The sequence below is a fragment of the Paenarthrobacter sp. NPDC091669 genome (assembly GCF_044756725.1).
In the GTDB taxonomy this organism is placed as follows: domain Bacteria; phylum Actinomycetota; class Actinomycetes; order Actinomycetales; family Micrococcaceae; genus Arthrobacter; species Arthrobacter bambusae_C.
Genome location: NZ_JBIVTK010000003.1, coordinates 348,728 through 364,238, shown reverse-complemented (window position 1 = coordinate 364,238; position 15,511 = coordinate 348,728). Strand labels below are relative to the sequence as shown.

Sequence of the window (15,511 nt, the reverse complement as noted above, 5' to 3'; positions counted from 1 at the left end):
ACTGCGGATGTTTTAGCTAGGCTAAGCCTATGGTGGATCAGCCCGGCGTCGGCATTTATCCGGAATATTGGGAGGCTGATGTCGTCCTGCGCGACGGCGGAACCGCCCATCTTCGCCCTATCCGGCCCGAGGACGCCGATGCCCTGCAAGCCTTCCATGCGGGCCAATCACAGGCGTCGATCTACATGCGGTTCTTTTCCTTCAAACCCCGGCTCTCCGGCAAGGAAGTGCGGCGGTTCACCGAAGTGGACCATATCAACCGGGTGGCCTTCGTCATTACCATTGGCGGCGAGATCATGGGCATCGGCCGCTACGACCGCCTGGATGACCCCGACGAAGCCGAAGTCGCCTTCAATATCTCCGATGCCCACCAGGGGCGCGGGATCGGCTCCATCCTCCTGGAGCACCTGGCGGTTGCCGCCCGCGAAAACGGCGTCCGGCGTTTCACTGCCGAGGTCCTTCCGGACAACCGGAAGATGCTGATGGTCTTTGCCGACGCCGGCTACGACCTCACCCGGCAATTCGACGACGGCGTCGTGAGCGTCGAGTTCAACATCGACCCCACGGAGAAGTCGCGGGCCGTCATGGAATCCCGTGAGCACCGCGCCGAGGCCCGCAGCGTGCGCGACTTGTTGTCGCCGTCGTCGGTGGCTGTTATTGGCGCCAGCCGCAAGTGGGGGACCATAGGCTACCAATTGCTCGAACACATCATAGAAGGAGGGTTCAAGGGCCCGGTCTACGCCGTGAACCCTGAAGCTTTTGAACTTGCCGGCATGGTCTCCTTCGGGAAGTTGTCCGAAATTCCCGGGCCGGTCCAGTTGGCCATCATCGCTGTTCCGTATGAAGAAGTGCCCAAGGTGGTGGACGACTGCGCCGCTGCGGGCGTCAAGGGGATCGTGGTGGCCACGGCCGGATTTGCCGACGACGGCGAGCGGGGCCTGGCACGCCAGCACGAACTGGTGCGTCGTGCAAGGGCCAACGGGATGCGGGTGATCGGCCCCGAGTCGCTCGGAATACTGAACACCCATCCGGCCGTATCCCTCAACGCGTCCATGGCGCCCACCATGCCGCCCAGGGGAAGTTTGGGCCTGTTCAGCCAATCTGCTGCTGTGGGTGTTGCCGTATACGCCGCTGCCAGCCGTCGCAGGCTCGGGTTGTCCTCCTTCCTCTCGGCGGGAAACCGTGCCGACGTGTCCGGCAACGATGCCATGCAGTACTGGGAGGACGACGCCGACACCTCCGCAGTGGGCCTGTACCTGGAGTCCATCGGCAATCCCCGTAAGTTCTCCCGCTTGGCCCGGCGGTTGTCGCGGAGCAAGCCCGTGATTGTCGCGAAGTCCGACGTGACGGGCCTGAGCCTGCCGCCCGGACACGAAGTGCGGACCACCCAGGCCCCTGCTGCCGCAGTGGACGCCATGATGCGCCAAGCCGGCGTCATCCGCGTGGAAACCATTGAGCAGCTCATGGACATCGCCCAGATCGTGTCATCCCAGGCGCTGCCCCAAGGCCCCGGCGTTGCCGTCTATTCCAATTCGGTGGCCCTGGGCAAAGTGGTTTCCGACAGCGCAGGTCCGCTCGGACTGGAGGTGGACCGGCTGGTCACGGACGTTGACCTCGACGCCGGTATGTCACTTGCGCTCCCGGCACTTAGGGCCAGCCTCATGGAAAGTTTGGCCGCCCCCTCCGTCCACGCCGTGATTGCCGCACTTCTTCCTGCGAGGGGGCTCACGGTGGAGGCGTTGGCCGGTGTTTTGGCAGAATGCGCTGCTGAGGCCGGCAAGCCCGTAGTTGCAGCGTTCACCGGAATCCTGGACCCCTCCGTCCATGTGGAGGGCATGGTGGGTTCCGCAGGGAAGCCCGCTCTTCCGTGCTATTCCAATGCAGGCGCTGCCGTGGCTGCCTTGGCCGCGATTGTTGGTTATGCGCAATGGCGCGACAGGGATCAGGGCTTGTTCGTTGAACCGGAGGGCTGCGACGTGGAGGGCACCCGGGAAACGCTGACGGCGATGCTGGCCGGTGTTACCGGCGAGAAAATCAGGAAGCTCGACGCCGGGGCTGCCGCGGCGCTTCTTGCCGGTTACGGAATCGAAGTGGTGCCCACACTTGGATTCGGTACACCGGACGAAGCCGTGCAGGCGGCTGACGCGCTGGGTTGGCCTGTAGTCCTGAAGACCACCGACCCGGCCCTCCGGCACCGGCTGGACCTGGGTGGCGTGCGGCTGGACATCCAGGACGCGGAATCGCTGCGCCTGAACGTTGCACAGATGCGCCGGGCTTTGGAACCGTATGGATCGCCGTCCCTTGAGGTCCAGGCCATGGCTCCGGTGGGACAGGCCTGCACTTTCCGGGCCATTGAGGATCCGTTGCTGGGGCCAGTGCTGTCCTTTGGGTTGGCGGGCGATGCCGTGAACCTGCTGGACGACTGGGCCCACCGGGTACCGCCGCTCTCGGCTGCGGACCTGCATGACGTCATCCGCTCACCGCGCGCCTCAAGGAAGCTCTTTGGTTATCAGGGACTGCCTGCGGTGGAGGTGGCTTCCCTGGAGGACATAGCGGCCAGGCTTGCCAGGCTGAAGGACGATCACCCGGGAATTGCGCTGGTGGAATTCAACCCCGTCCTGGCCGGCCCCTCGGGTGCCACGATCCTGGGTGCCGACGTCTGGATTGGCAACGCCGCACAGCGGACTGACAGCGCGCGGCGTGCGATGCGAAGTTAGCCACAGGGCGGACCGCGCGGTTAGGAAGTCACCCAGCGATCTGTGAAAATGGGGGAATGAGCACCCAGTCTCCGACGCCTCAATCACGCCCGTCCAACACCGGGCACCACACCGCGCACAACCACAGCTCGCAGGGGCAGAGCCTGGACCAGGCACTGCAGCAGGCGGGGTTTTATCCGCGGCTGGTGGCCGACGTCGTCGATGACGCCCTGGACGGCCGGGAGTGCCTTTCCCATTTGGTGCACTTGGAGACGCACTTTGACCGCGCCGAGGTCCGCAGGCACATCACTGTCCTGGTGCTCACCGAAGACATGCTGGTGATCACACACGTTGACGACCAGCAGCTTGACGAAGCCGGCGAGCAAATTGTTGCGCAGATCTCCACTGAATCCGTCCCAGTGGCCCAAATCCGCTCCGTGGTCCTGAGCTACATGTACTCCCAGCCCCAGGACTACAAGCCATCCGATCCTGTACGGGAGCTCACCGTCTCCATTGCCTGGTCCGGAGGCCAGCGTTTGGACATGGGGCCGGCGAGCTGCGGAGACCCCCAGTGCGAGGCAGATCACGGGTACAGCGGAACCATTGCCCAGGAAGATATTGTGCTGCGCATCAGCGCCGAAGCCGACGGCCTGCAGGCCGTCCAGGATGCCAAGCTCTTTGCCCGCGCACTGCGAGCCGTTAACACTGGAAATCCGGCTCCCGTCCAGCACACGGGCATCCCGGCTCCACGGCCGCGTTCGGGTGTCTTCAGCAACCGCTTGAGCCGCGGACACCAGCGTTGAGGGACGCTGCACAGACCTCGTCTCCGGTAACCCACGACGCATCCGATCTACCCTCCGCCCCGCTGTTCGGGAGCAAATCGATCGCGGAAGTCTTCACGAGTTCTGCAGCTGCACTCGGAGTGCCCGGGTTCACCAACCACTTGCAGGTACCTGCATCCCAGCGCGTCTGCGTTGTCCTTGCCGATGGCTTGGGTCGCAACCTGCTCAAACAGAAGGCCTCCCACACGCCCTTCCTCCGCTCAGTCCTGGCCGAAGGGCAGGGCAACGTCCCGCAGTGGATCGACTCAGCATTCCCCAGCACCACGGCAGCTTCCCTGGCGAGCCTGGGCACCGGCTTGCCCGCCGGACAACATGGCATGGTGGGATACGACGTCCTGGATCCAGCGCAGGACAAGGTAGTGAACCTCCTGGGCAACTGGGATTCAGAGGTGGATCCGGTGGAGTGGCAGCCCCACTCCACGGTCTTTGAACGACTGGCCGGGGAACTGGACGTAGTGACAGTCAGCCTGCCTCAATTCGGCAACTCGCCCATGACGCAGGCAGCACTGCGGGGAAGCCGGTTTGTTGGCGGCACTACGCTGCATGCGCGGACGGCCGCGGCAGCGGAAGCAATGTCCGGTGGCGGACGTTCCCTGATGTACTTCTACCTCAATGAGCTGGACAAAGCCGGCCACCGCTACGGATGCCAGTCCGACCGTTGGGAGCATCAACTCGAAGAACTGGATTCCGCGGTCAAGCGGCTCTCCTCAACGCTCCCGGCAGGTACCACCATCCTGTTGACCGGTGACCACGGCATGGTGGACGTTCCCGAATCCCAGAGACTCGACTACTCCGCAGACGAATCCTTGGTGGCAGGAGTCAGGCACACTGCAGGGGAGCCCCGCATGGTGCACCTGTACCTTGAACCGGACGCCACAGTGGAGCATCGCGATGCCCTGCTCGCAGCCTGGCGGCATCGCTTCGGTGAGCGGATCTGGGCCTTCACACGGAACCAGGCCATGGACGCCGGATTGTTCGGTGCTGTCCGCCCCGAGGTTGCGCCGCGCATCGGTGATGTCATGATCGCAGCCCGCGACACCCTGGCGCTGTATGACACCCGCCGTGCCCGCCCCGCTTCCTTGGAAGTAGTGGGCCAGCATGGTTCGCTGACCAAAGCCGAGCGCGAAGTTCCCTTGGTGTGCTTCGCTGCTGCCGGCAAGAAGGGCAAACGTGGCTGAACTGGTCTTCTTCTCCGGCACCATGGACTGCGGCAAGTCCACCCTTGCCCTCCAGATGGACCACAACCACCGCGCGAGGGGTCGCGGAGGTGTTCGCTTCAGCTGCAACGACCGCGCCGGATACTCCACCATCTCCAGCAGGCTGGGACTCCACATCGACGCCGTCGAGGTTGAAGGTGGCACCGATTTCTGGGACGAAGTGGTGGTCCGCCGCACCAGCGGACTTCGCGTGGACTACCTAATTTGCGATGAAGCGCAGTTCTATACGCCAGCCCAAGTGGAGCAGTTGGCGCGTGTGGTGGATGAGATGGAGGTGGACGTCTTCGCCTTTGGCATCACCTCGGACTTCCGCACCCGGCTGTTCCCTGGTTCACAGCGCCTCATTGAGTTGGCCGATAAGGTCCAAGTGCTGCAAGTGGAAGCATTGTGCTGGTGTGGGCGCCGGGCAACCCAGAATGCCCGGACGGTGAACGGCATCATGGTGGTCGAAGGCGAGCAGGTGATGGTGGGTGACGTGGCACCCTCCACCGGAGGCGACAACCCATCAGGCGGGAACGCCGAGGGCAATCCGGAACCCGGCGTCGTGGGCCGTGAGGCTGTGGTGGGTTACGAGACGTTATGCCGCCGCCACTACATGCGGCGCGTCACGGTGCACGGTGCCAACCTGATGGCAGGGGCGGACCAGCCGCTCCCTTTCGACATTGACGCCTGCCTCTGGCCGGGCGCCGGGGAGCTTCGCCGCAGCTAGCTTGTGGAACTAGTCTCCGCGGGCTCCGAAGACGATCTCGTCCCAGCTGGGAATGCTGGACCGCTTCGGCCGTGACGGCTGGCGTTCTGCCGGGGCATCGGCGTCCTTGCGGACCTCGGCGTTCTCCGGGTTCTTGGAATCATCGGCAGGGGTTTCGCTGTCCCGGTGATCTTCAGGAGATTCCTCGCGCGGAGAGTCCGTGGTGCGGACAGCGCTGTTGCCACCCAGGAGTTCGTCAAGCCCGGCGGGTTTGCGCCCCGGGAGGGAAGTGACGGGACGCAGCGGGCCGGCTACCACCGTGATCTCCCGCGTTTCCGTACTGACGCCCTGGTGGAGCTTCAGCGAATCGTCTTCATCGTCGTCGTGGGGTTCGAAGTGCCGCGGCGCCAGGCTCAGCCGCGAGAGCATGGAGGGGCGGCCGTCTTTGCGTGCAGGTTCCTCCGCGACAGCCGGAGCCGGTTCGGGCTCTGCAGCGTCTTTTTCTTCGAGGTCTTCGTGCTCGCTCCCGGGCCGCGGGTGGGCTGCGGGAACGTTGCTCAGCAGCACCGCCAAGGCGTCGTCTCCGTCTTCGTCCACGCCCAGGCGCTGGCCCCGCCGCGAACGGAGCATTTCCAGGAGGCTGTCCGATTCCTTGGCAGACGCACGGGCGGCTGTCTCGGCATCGGTTTCGAAATCGAAGGGCCGGTCCGAGACGGCAGCGAGCCTGCGGGCCGGGACGGGTCCATCCAGCGGCTCGAGCTCGCTGAGTTGTTGGGCCCAGCGGTTGGCGTTCTGGAGGGACTTGCGCTGCGGGCTGAAGGTCCACATGGCGGGCGGTTCCTCGCCGATGCTGCCGTGGGTGCCCGGTACCGTTTCGAAGCGTGCGACGACGGTCCAGGAGCCGTCCGTACGGCGCCACGAGTCCCATTCCACCGTGGCGGAATCGATGCCGTGGGCAGCGAGCCTGTGGTCCACCATCTCACCCAGCGTCGCCGGGTTGTCACCGAAGGCCGAACGGTAGATATCGTGGCCAGGAGCAGGTGCGGCAACCTCAATGTTGCGTGCTTGCCTGGCAACGTACTCACGCTCCGCGAGGACAGGTCCTTCGTAGCGTTGGACGTTGGCGAGGGGCAGTCCGGACAACTCGGCCACTTCGGCCGCTGTAGCTCCACTGCGGATCCTGGACTGGATGTCGCGCGGGGACATGGCAATGGCTGTGTTGGCGGCACGGGCCGCCACTTGGGCAGGGGTCCGGCTCGCCGCTGCCCTCAAGGCTTCGTCGATCGGAAGCTGGAACATCGCACCGCCGGGGCCGCTCAAAAGCAGATGCCCGCCGTCGTCGTGGACGCCTACCAGTCGTAGATCCTGCATAACACCCTCCACCACATGGCATAACTGACATTCGAAACTCTGCCACCCGCCGGGGTCTTTTCCTACTAGGAGCGAGGGCGTGCCGTGATATTCCGGTGAAACCGGCTTTGATGGGGGAGTTTATTCGGTGCTTCTTTGCTAACGATGGGGGGCTATGGACTTTTACGGGCCGGAGGAGGAAAATCTGGCCGATATCGGGCACAAATCCGAGGCGTGCGGCGTTGCACCCTTACACCGGCGGCGACTACCGCCGGACCGGCGGGAACCCATTGCAGGCAGGGAGGACCAGGAAGGACCATGGCCACCGATTACGATGCCCCTCGAAAGACCGAGGAAGACGCCAGCGAGGATTCCCTGGAAGAGCTCAAGACGCACCAGTCGGGGAAGCAATCTTCCGCCGTGGACGTCGATGAGTCGGACCTTGCCGACGGCTTCGAGCTGCCGGGCGCTGATTTATCCGGCGAAGAACTCCTGATTCAGGTCATGCCACCCCAACCGGACGAGTTCACCTGTTTCAATTGCTTCCTGGTGAAGCATAAGTCCCAAATCGCCACGGAGCGTGGCGGACATCTGTACTGCAAAGAGTGCGAAGGATAGGAACCCCGGAGTCTTGGGTTTTCCTGCAGGGACGTGTCAGTCCCGCGGGGTGGTCAGCGCCGACACCAGTTCGTCAGGCCTGCGGGAAGAGGCAAGCCAGTACGGAGTACGGTCGGCGGGGTCCGTGATCTCAATCTTGACCACGGGGTCGATCCAGCCACGGAAGCACATGTAGGCGAGTCCGTTGAGCCGGGGACCCCGCTCGGCGGTGGCTTCGCCTTTGGTGAAAGCCTCGACGGATCCCACGAATTTCCGGTCGATGCTCGCCCGGCCAACCCGGACCGTGGTGGGGGTGACCGTAATAGTGGGTGTTGAGAGCACCAACATGATGGTCATGATGGCCAGCAGGACCAAAGCCGCGATGATGCCAGTAGCTGCGCTGATGGGGCCGAACATCAGGACGCCGGCGCCGGACAGGCCCACCACCACAACCCAGATCCACACTGACGGCCACAGTTTCTCGGTGTAGAGGACCTCCGAAGACGTCGGAGTGTTCGGGGCAGGCGCGGGGGAGGACTGGTCAGGCGTAGGCATACCTTCAGCTTATCCGGCGATGCGCTGCCGCTGCGTCCACCATCAGGGGTCAGCAGCCGGCAGGCCGGGTGCGCAGGTTCCGGCTCCCAGTAGAATGGACCACTGTGAGCAATGAGACCGCAGTATTCAGCACAGACACCGCCCCCGGAACCGCCAACGGCAGTGAAACCCCCGCGACCTACGGGGCCCCTACCTTGGAAGTCCAGCTGAAAATGCTCGACGCCGGGTTGGAAGCGCCGTCCTACGCGCACCCGGGAGATGCCGGAGCCGACCTCCGGGCCCGCGAAGACGTACACCTCGCCCCCGGTGAGCGGAAACTTGTTCCCACGGGCGTTTCGATAGCGCTGCCGAATGGATTCGTGGCTCTTATCCACCCGCGGTCGGGACTTGCCACCAAGCATGGACTGACCGTCGTCAACGCTCCAGGCACTGTGGACGCAGGCTACCGGGGCGAGATCGCGGTGACGCTCCTGAACACCGACCAAAACCACGCCATCGTTCTCAAGCGCGGCGATAGAATTGCACAAATGGTGATTCAGCGCGTTGAGTACGCGCGGTTCGTGGCTGTTGACCAACTGTCCGATTCCGTTCGTGGAACCGGCGGCTTCGGTTCCACGGGCGGCTTCAACGCACCAAAGCCCTCAGCAAACCACTGACCTCCCTACGTCGGAGGCATCGCCTTGGCGTGGTTTTACATGGTTCAACGTGGGTGCGGTTTACTTGGGGATAGACCACTACTAAGGAGAAAACCCAATGCTTTTTGGGCGCGGCAAGAAGTCCAAGGACGAGCGGTCGGACACCGCCGGCACCGTCGAGGAATCCGGTGCTGAGGCACCACGTCCAGAATCAGGCCAGCCTGGCACCACCGGCGATTTCCGGCTTGCAAAAGGTCCCTTGGATATAGACGAGATCGAGGACCGTGACGGTTACGTCGACCTCGGTGCGCTACTGATCGCTCCTGCCGAAGGTCTCCAGTTGAGGCTTGAGGTTGAAGAAGCCACCCAGCGCGTGGTGGCCGTAACCATGGACCTGGACGGTTCCAGCCTGCAGCTTCAGGCGTTTGCGGCTCCGCGTTCAGAAGGTTTGTGGGACGAGATCCGGGAACAGATCACCCAGTCCGTGGCCAGCCAGGGCGGGGAGACCGAAGAGGTTTCCGGATCCTTTGGTACCGAGCTGGTAGCCAAGTTGCCCGCTGAAGCGGCCGATGGCAGCCGCGGTTTCCGTGCCGCGCGCTTCATGGGCGTCGATGGCCCGCGCTGGTTCCTCCGCGGAGTCCTTGGTGGGCAGGCTGCCTTGGAGCGTGACGCTGCAGCAGGGCTGGAAGAACTTTTCCGCCGGGTAGTTGTGGTGCGCGGCGACAACCCGATGCCTCCGCGCGAACTGTTGCAGTTGCGCCTGCCCAAGGACGCTGCCGTGCCGGGACAAGCCGGCGCTCCGCAGGCCGCTCCGGCCATGGAGCAGCCCGAACGAGGGCCGGAGATCACCCAGATTGGCTGACGCTTCGGGCAGGGGAGGGATGGCCGGCCAGCGTCCCCGGACGCAGGGAGTCAGTGATCTTCCTGCCCGGGGAAGGGCGGTGTGCACCGGCTTCATCGAGTCGGTGACGCATCAGCCGCCCAGCGACCAACCATTTTTTTCCGCTGTTGTCGTCGATGCCCTGGGTCCCGGACCCCATCAGCCCATCAGCGCAGGCGGCGTCCGGAAGCCCTACGACCGTCTTCGCGTCATTTGGCTCGGCAGGACACGCGTCCCCGGTATCGAGGCCGGTGTCCAGCTCCGCCTGAACGGCATGGTGACCCAGCTTGACGGTTTGCCGGCCATGTTCAATCCACGCTACGAAATACTTTCCCGTCAGGAGCATCTATGACCGTGTCCAACGGATCAGAACCCCGGGACACCGGGGGCGCTGTTCCCGATCAGCGGACTTCACCGCCGGAGGATTCCCTCAAGCCGTCGGCGGAAGCCCCCAGTGTGTCCGATCTCGCTGCCGGCTATGCCGAAAAAGCCGGCCTTCACCGGAACAGCGCCGGGCATGTGGACATGCTGAAGTCCGCCGGTGGGTGGCAGGGAATCGCTGAGAGCATTCTTCCGGGACTGGTTTTCCTGGTGGTTTTCACCGTGACCCGTGATCTGACCCCCGCATTGGTGGCGGCTTTGGCTGCCGCCGCGGTTTTCACCGTGGTCCGGTTGATTCAACGGCGTCCCCTGACCCAGGCATTGGCCGGAGTGGTGGGCGTCGGGATTTCCGCGTGGTTGGCCAATACCACCGGCAAGGCAGAGGACTTCTACGTCCTGGGCTTCTTCACCAACATCGCCTACATCGCCGCCATGGTGCTCTCCATTGTCCTCAAATGGCCGGTGGCGGGCCTTCTTTTTGGTTTCGTCCGCAATGAAGGACTTGAATGGCGTAAGGATCCTGAACGGCTCAGGGCGTACAAACTGGGAACGTGGATTGTGGTGGCGGTTCTGGCACTGCGCCTGGTGGTGCAGGTGCCGTTGTACTTCATGGGTGAGGCCGGCCTGACAGCGTTGGCGACCACCAGGCTCCTGATGGGCGCCCCGCTGTACATCCTGGGTCTCTGGGTTGCCTGGCTGCTCACCAAGCCGGCACCTCAACCGTCGAAGCCGTCGTCCTCAGAGGCCTGATCCGCAGCTGACGACGTTTCCCCGCGTGGTTCGCCTGCGTCGTCGGAACCTGGCGACAAAAGTGACCGGAGGCCGTCTTCGGCTGCGATGGTGGTGACGAAGAACAGTTCGTCGCCGCCATCCAGGACATCGTCCCGGGTAGGCGTTATCGGTGCCTGGTCGCGCAGGATGGCTACCAGTGTGGCGTCCTCCGGCCAGTCGATCCCGCCTACAGTGCTGCCGATGACATGGGAGTCATGCGGGACGGTGAATTCGACGATCGAGGCCACGCCGGTCTGAAGCGTCAGGAGGCGGACAATGTCGCCGATTTCCACGGCCTCTTCCACCAATGCCGTCATGAGCTGCGGAGTGTTGACCGCGACGTCGACGCCCCAGGAATCATTGAACATCCAGTCGTTCTTGGGGTTGTTCACACGGCCCACCGTGCGTCCCACGCCAAACTCGGTCTTGGCCAGCAGAGACACCACAAGGTTGACTTTGTCGTCCCCCGTGGCTGAAACCACGACGTCGGCATCCTCAAGTTTTGCGTCCTGCAGGGTGCTGAGTTCGCAGGCGTCTCCCACCAACCAGCGGGCGCCCCGCAGTCCGCTGCGGCCAATGACCTCGGGCTTGAGGTCGATCAGCAGTATCTGGTGCTTATGGGCCAGAAGTTCGCGCGCAATGGACGAGCCGACGCTTCCTGCGCCAACAATGACAACTTTCACTAAGACTCCTTGGCGGGTGCTTTGGCGAGGATCCGGCTGATCTCGGACGTTCTGTCCAGGCTCAGCATCGCGTGGACCGTGTCGCCTTCCTGGTAAGCCGTGCCGGCCTGGGGGAGCACGCCCTCACCAAACCGGGTAAGGAAGGCGATGCGGATTCCCGAGGCGGCCTCGATCGAAGCGAGGCTGTGGCCAATCCAATCCTCGTGCAGGTCCACTTCGGCCAGCACAAGCCGGCCCGAGGGCTCCCGGTAATCTCCGGCCAAATGCTGCTCCGGAAGAATGCGGCGCAGGACTTGGTCTGCGCTCCAGCGGACGGCTGCCACCGTGGGGATGCCCAGCCGTTGGTAGATTTCGGCGCGGCCGGGATCGTAGATCCGTGCCACGACGTGGGCAACGTGGAAGGTCTCGCGGGCCACACGGGTGGCCAGGATGTTCGAGTTGTCGCCGCTGGAGACGGCGGCGAAGGCGTAAGCCTCTTCCACGCCGGCCTGCTTGAGGGTGTCCCTGTCGAAACCCACCCCGGTGACCTTGCGGCCGGTAAAGGTGTTGCGCAGCCGGCGGAAGGCCCGCTCGTCCTGGTCGATGATGGCGACCGAATGGCCGGCATCCTCCAAAGTGTGTGCCAGGGTTGCGCCAACACGGCCGCAACCCATGATCACGAAGTGAGCCACCATGTCTCCTTTATCTGTGCTGTCCGTCCCGCTCGGTATGACTTTACCGGTGCGGCGTGGGTGCGCCTGCGAACAACCGTCATGACATCGATGGGGATTCAGAGTAGCTTTGCGGAGTGCTGACAATTTTGAATGCCGCGAAGCGGGTGTTGGTGGGCCGGCCGGTCAGGAATGACCGGCTGTCCCACACCTTGTTGCCCAAACGCATCGCTTTGCCGATCTTCGCCTCGGATGCGCTGTCTTCGGTAGCCTATGCCCCCGACGAAATCCTGCTGACACTCGCCCTGGCGGGAGTCAGTGCCGTGGCCTTCTCCCCGCTTGTCGGCCTCGCGGTCATGGTGGTTTTGCTCACAGTGGTGGCGTCCTACCGGCAAAACGTCCACGCCTACCCGTCCGGTGGCGGCGACTATGAAATCGCCAGCGTCAACCTCGGTAAATATGCCGGGCTCACCGTGGCATCGGCCCTGCTGGTGGACTACGTGCTGACCGTGGCGGTGTCCATGTCCTCGGCCGCCACCTACCTCACTACGGCCATTCCATCGCTGCACGGCCAACAGGCACTCATCGCCACCATCGGCGTGGTCATCCTCGCGCTGGTCAACCTCCGCGGGGTCAGGGAAGCCGGGACGCTCTTCGCCGTCCCCACGTACATCTTCATGGCGTCCATCCTTGGCATGACCGCTGCAGGCATCTTCCAAGCAGCTACCGGAACCCTGGGGGAGGCACCTTCCGCCAACTTCACCATCGTTCCGGAGCCAGGCTTCGACGAGGGACTGGTGGGCCTTGCCGGAGCCTTCCTACTGCTGCGGGCCTTCTCCTCGGGGGCCGCGGCGCTCACAGGTGTTGAGGCCATCAGCAACGGCGTACCCAATTTCAGGAAACCAAAGAGTAAGAACGCGGCCAGCACCCTGCTGCTGTTGGGCGTCATAGCGGCCTCCATGCTGGCAGGAATCCTTTACCTTGCCAACGCCACCAAGGTGCACATTGTCCTGGACCCCGCGCGGGAGTTCCTGGTGGACGGCAAACCCCTGCCGGAGGGCTACATCCAGACGCCTGCCATCAGTCAGATCGCGGACACCATCTTCGGCTCGGGTTCCATCCTTTTTTATGTCGTGGTGGCTGCCACGGGTGTGATCCTGGTGTTCGCCTCCAACACCGCCTTCAATGGCTTTCCCGTGCTTGGCTCCATCCTCGCCCAGGACGGTTACCTTCCCCGCCAGCTACGCACCAGGGGCGACCGCCTTGCCTTCAGCAACGGTGTCCTGGCCCTGGCGGCCGGCGCGTTGGTCCTGATCCTCGCGTTCAATGCCGATGTCACCAAGCTGATCCAGCTGTATATTGTGGGCGTCTTCATCTCGTTCACGGCCAGCCAGCTCGGCATGATCCGCCACTGGGGCCGCGAGCTGAAGCTTGCCCGGGACAAGGCTGTCCGCCGACGCATCTTCAAGTCGCGCACCATCAACATGCTGGGCTTCGGCATGACCGCATTGGTCTTGGTGATCGTCCTGATCACCAAGTTCGAGCAAGGCGCCTGGATCGCCCTGCTTGCCATGTTCATCCTGTTCCTGATCATGTGGAGCATTCGTGCCCACTATGACAACGTGGCAAGGGAACTGGCCGTTGACGAGGACTCGTCGCCGCGTGCATTGCCCACCCGGGTCCACGCGGTACTGCTTGTCTCGCACGTCCGTAAGCCCGTGCTGAGGGCGTTGGCCTACGCCAGGGCGTCCAGGCCCTCACGCCTTGACGCAATTACCGTGGACATCAACACCGAAGAGACCGAGCACACCGTCCGGGATTGGGAGAAACTGGAAATTCCGGTTCCCCTGACCGTCCTGGCCAGCCCATACCGCGAAACCGTGACACCCATCATGGACTACATCAAGAACATGCGCCGTGACTCGCCGCGGGATCTGATCGTGGTTTACATCCCTGAATATGTCGTGGGCAAATGGTGGGAACAACTGGTCCATAACCAGACAGCACTCAGAATCAAGACGAGGCTCCACTTTGAACCTGGAGTCATGGTTGCCAGTGTTCCGTGGCAGCTGAAATCCTCCGAAGAAGCAAAGGCACTGCAGGATACCTAAATGACCTCCCACAGCAATTCCCCCCACGCCGATCACCCCGTCAATGACCACCAAGGGGCGTCCGGCACTGAACTTGTCGTTGACATTGGCCCCATCGCCCACGGAGGACACTTCGTCGCGCGGCACGAAGGGCGCGTCATCTTCGTCCGGCACGCCATCCCGGGGGAGAAGGTCCGTATCCGGTTGACTGACTCCGGTGACTCGTCGCGCTTCTGGCGGGCCGACGTCGTCGAAGTCCTTGAAGCCTCGCCCCACCGGGTCCCGCACTTCTGGAAGGCAGCGGATTCGCAGGCCTCCTGGCGCCGTGGCGGGCCGCCGGTTGGCGGCGCCGAGCTCGGACATATTTCGCTGGAGCGCCAGCGCGCCCTGAAGGCCGAGGTGCTGGCTGAACAACTCAAACGGCTTGCCGGGCTGGACCTCGCCACCGAGGTGGAAGCCGTGGGGGACCACCACGACGACGGCCTCGGCTGGCGCACGCGCGCTGGCTTTGCGGTGACCTCCAAGGGGCGGTTGGGCATGCACGCCCACCGCTCGGACGTGGTGCTTCCCATCAAGGAGATGCCGTTGGCGCTTCCGGGACTGAACGACCTGAAGCTGTGGGACCTTGATCTCTCGGGCATCGCCCGGGTCGAGGTTGCCGTCCCGGCCAATGGTTCCAGGCCCTTGATTCTGCTGGCGCCGGAGGAGGGGACGAGCCCCAAGAGGGTGCACAGCATCTTGTCGCAGTTGCCGCCTGACGTGTCGGTCGCCAGCTTCGACCCCAGCAAGGGAGAAGTCCTGCAGCTGCGGGGGAGGACCTGGGTGCAGGAGACCGCGGCCGGCCATGACTACCGGGTCACAGGCGAAGGGTTCTGGCAGATCCACAAAGACGCACCGGAAACGCTGGTGGGCGCTGTGACGGACTATCTTTCGCGTGGCGGGTACTTGCAGCCCGGCGCCGCAGTTGCCGATCTCTACGCCGGTGCCGGGCTGTTCACGGCACCCCTGGCCGACGCGGTGGGTGTGACCGGCTCGGTGCTGTCGGTGGAGGGTGCTCCCGGTGCAAGCCGCGACGCGCGTAAGAACCTCCACGGCGAAGCGCAGGTGGAAATCGTCCAAGGGCGGGTGGAACGCGTGCTGCACCAGAGCGCCCGGAGCTTCGATTCCGTGGTGCTGGATCCGCCGCGGGCCGGAGCCGGAAAGGCTGTGGTCAAGCAATTGATGGCCACCGGTCCCCGCGCAATCGCCTATGTGTCCTGCGATCCTGCTTCCTTTGCGCGTGATCTGGGTTACTTCCATCAGGGAGGTTGGCGCCTGGAGTCACTGCGGGCCTTCGATCTTTACCCCCATACCCACCACCTCGAAACGGTGGGCCTGATCGTCCCTTCCGCATAGCCGGAGTGTCGCCCGCCCACCGGAGTGCGGCGGGCGGCGCCGGGTTTGGGCGGCGGCATGCCACTCTTGGGACGGATGCCA

At 63.9% G+C, this 15,511-nt stretch carries 15 protein-coding genes; 11 read left to right on the top strand and 4 right to left on the bottom strand.

Features of this window, described 5'->3' with window-relative positions; genetic code table 11:
* Window positions 1–29: 29 nt before the first annotated feature.
* The 4 genes from ACIQLI_RS07040 to ACIQLI_RS07025 are packed head-to-tail and all read left to right on the top strand — an operon-like array spanning window position 30 to window position 5,464.
* Window positions 30–2,717, top strand: coding sequence for a GNAT family N-acetyltransferase (locus ACIQLI_RS07040; protein WP_400386519.1), 2,688 nt, complete (start codon window positions 30–32; stop codon window positions 2,715–2,717).
* A 56-nt stretch (window positions 2,718–2,773) separates the two neighbouring features.
* Window positions 2,774–3,499, top strand: a complete 726-nt coding sequence (locus ACIQLI_RS07035; RefSeq protein WP_354225569.1) for a DUF5998 family protein — start codon at window positions 2,774–2,776, stop codon at window positions 3,497–3,499.
* Window positions 3,496–4,716: an alkaline phosphatase family protein gene (locus ACIQLI_RS07030; protein WP_400386515.1), complete on the top strand. Its 1,221-nt coding sequence runs from the start codon at window positions 3,496–3,498 to the stop codon at window positions 4,714–4,716. Before ACIQLI_RS07035 ends, ACIQLI_RS07030 begins: the two co-directional genes overlap by 4 nt.
* Window positions 4,709–5,464 carry a thymidine kinase gene (locus ACIQLI_RS07025; RefSeq protein WP_354225573.1) on the top strand — a complete coding sequence of 252 codons (756 nt, stop codon included), beginning with the start codon at window positions 4,709–4,711 and terminating at the stop codon, window positions 5,462–5,464. Before ACIQLI_RS07030 ends, ACIQLI_RS07025 begins: the two co-directional genes overlap by 8 nt.
* 9 nt (window positions 5,465–5,473) lie before the next feature.
* Here ACIQLI_RS07025 and sepH read toward each other — a convergent pair whose 3' ends face one another.
* A complete protein-coding gene (sepH, locus tag ACIQLI_RS07020; RefSeq protein ID WP_354225575.1) occupies window positions 5,474–6,814 on the bottom strand; it encodes a septation protein SepH in 1,341 nt (446 codons plus the stop codon).
* Between the two features lie 297 nt (window positions 6,815–7,111).
* Between sepH and ACIQLI_RS07015 the strand changes: the two genes are divergently transcribed.
* Window positions 7,112–7,411, top strand: coding sequence for a DUF4193 domain-containing protein (locus ACIQLI_RS07015; protein ID WP_354225577.1), 300 nt, complete (start codon window positions 7,112–7,114; stop codon window positions 7,409–7,411).
* Between the two features lie 36 nt (window positions 7,412–7,447).
* Here ACIQLI_RS07015 and ACIQLI_RS07010 read toward each other — a convergent pair whose 3' ends face one another.
* Window positions 7,448–7,945, bottom strand: a complete 498-nt coding sequence (locus ACIQLI_RS07010) for a DUF3093 domain-containing protein (RefSeq protein WP_400386511.1) — start codon at window positions 7,943–7,945, stop codon at window positions 7,448–7,450.
* A 104-nt stretch (window positions 7,946–8,049) separates the two neighbouring features.
* Between ACIQLI_RS07010 and dut the strand changes: the two genes are divergently transcribed.
* From dut to ACIQLI_RS06990, 4 genes are all read left to right on the top strand, one after another.
* Window positions 8,050–8,601: a dUTP diphosphatase gene (dut, locus tag ACIQLI_RS07005; protein WP_400386508.1), complete on the top strand. Its 552-nt coding sequence runs from the start codon at window positions 8,050–8,052 to the stop codon at window positions 8,599–8,601.
* Between the two features lie 97 nt (window positions 8,602–8,698).
* Complete coding sequence (locus tag ACIQLI_RS07000) at window positions 8,699–9,442, top strand: DUF3710 domain-containing protein (RefSeq protein WP_400386505.1); 744 nt, start codon at window positions 8,699–8,701, stop codon at window positions 9,440–9,442.
* Between the two features lie 19 nt (window positions 9,443–9,461).
* Window positions 9,462–9,812 (top strand): hypothetical protein, encoded by a 351-nt coding sequence (locus ACIQLI_RS06995; RefSeq protein WP_354225585.1) that lies wholly within the window; start codon window positions 9,462–9,464, stop codon window positions 9,810–9,812.
* A complete protein-coding gene (locus ACIQLI_RS06990; protein WP_354225587.1) occupies window positions 9,809–10,591 on the top strand; it encodes a DUF3159 domain-containing protein in 783 nt (260 codons plus the stop codon). Before ACIQLI_RS06995 ends, ACIQLI_RS06990 begins: the two co-directional genes overlap by 4 nt.
* Here the strand turns inward: ACIQLI_RS06990 and ACIQLI_RS06985 are convergent.
* Both ACIQLI_RS06985 and ACIQLI_RS06980 read right to left on the bottom strand, forming a co-directional pair.
* Window positions 10,558–11,295, bottom strand: a complete 738-nt coding sequence (locus ACIQLI_RS06985; protein ID WP_354225589.1) for an NAD-binding protein — start codon at window positions 11,293–11,295, stop codon at window positions 10,558–10,560. The genes ACIQLI_RS06990 and ACIQLI_RS06985 overlap by 34 nt on opposite strands.
* A complete protein-coding gene (locus tag ACIQLI_RS06980) occupies window positions 11,295–11,966 on the bottom strand; it encodes an NAD-binding protein (RefSeq protein WP_172321966.1) in 672 nt (223 codons plus the stop codon). Before ACIQLI_RS06980 ends, ACIQLI_RS06985 begins: the two co-directional genes overlap by 1 nt.
* A gap of 116 nt (window positions 11,967–12,082) precedes the next feature.
* Between ACIQLI_RS06980 and ACIQLI_RS06975 the strand changes: the two genes are divergently transcribed.
* Complete coding sequence (locus ACIQLI_RS06975) at window positions 12,083–14,056, top strand: APC family permease (protein WP_354225591.1); 1,974 nt, start codon at window positions 12,083–12,085, stop codon at window positions 14,054–14,056.
* Complete coding sequence (locus ACIQLI_RS06970) at window positions 14,057–15,430, top strand: class I SAM-dependent RNA methyltransferase (protein WP_400386499.1); 1,374 nt, start codon at window positions 14,057–14,059, stop codon at window positions 15,428–15,430.
* Window positions 15,431–15,511: the final 81 nt, after the last annotated feature.